Genomic DNA, 770 nt, shown 5'->3' on the forward strand with positions numbered 1-770 from the left:
CGGCCGGAGTGCATCCGGCCGTTCTATTGACTAAAAACGGTGCACAAAACCCATGTATTTAGTGTATATTAGATGTTGACAAACGAATCAAATGTAACTATTATAGTTACAACGGTGGTGAAAAAACATGATTAACAGCCGTCTTGCTGTTGCCATTCATATTTTATCCCTCATCTCGATGGATGAAAAAACATCTTCAGAAATCATTGCTGACAGTGTCAACACGAATCCGGTAGTTGTGCGAAGAATGATCAGCCTGCTGAAAAAAGCTGATATTCTCACATCACGCGCCGGCGTGCCGGGTGCAAGCCTCAAAAAAGATCCTGCTAATATTTCTCTTTTAGAAGTGTACCGGGCTGTCCAAAAGCAAGAAGAACTCTTTGCGGTTCATGAAAACCCGAATCCGAAATGTCCGGTAGGGAAAAAAATTCAGAACGCTCTGGATGAAACGTTTGAAAGTGTGCAAAGAGCGATGGAAAATGAACTGGCGAGCAAGTCATTAAAAGATGTTATGAATCATCTCTTTTAATCAAAAGGGATGACTTCTCACCGCTAACATGTAACTAAAATTGTTACAAATAAGGAGGAAATGAAAAATGAAAATTGGTATTATAGGCGCAAGCGGGAAAGCGGGAAACGAGATTTTGAAAGAAGCGAAAAAAAGAGGCCATGAAGTGACAGCCATCGTCAGAAACGCTTCAAAAGTGCAGGAGCAAGACGTAGCGATTTTGGAAAAAGATGTGTTTGAACTGACTGCGGAAGACATCAAG

2 protein-coding genes are annotated in these 770 nt (G+C 41.3%); both read left to right on the forward strand.

The features are described from left to right. Positions 1 to 127: 127 nt before the first annotated feature. Positions 128 to 529, forward strand: coding sequence for an Rrf2 family transcriptional regulator (locus tag ADICYQ_RS31350; protein WP_040417487.1), 402 nt, complete (start codon positions 128 to 130; stop codon positions 527 to 529). Between the two features lie 67 nt (positions 530 to 596). After that, positions 597 to 770: NAD(P)H-binding protein (locus ADICYQ_RS31355; protein WP_152520511.1), on the forward strand; the 174-nt coding region annotated here is incomplete at its 3' end.

Source organism: Cyclobacterium qasimii M12-11B (assembly GCF_000427295.1).
In the GTDB taxonomy this organism is placed as follows: domain Bacteria; phylum Bacteroidota; class Bacteroidia; order Cytophagales; family Cyclobacteriaceae; genus Cyclobacterium; species Cyclobacterium qasimii.

What these genes read in the sequence shown, in the direction of transcription:
- ADICYQ_RS31350 (WP_040417487.1), top strand. Translation starts at nt 128, where the DNA reads ATGATTAACAGCCGTCTTGCTGTTGCCATTCATATTTTATCCCTCATC.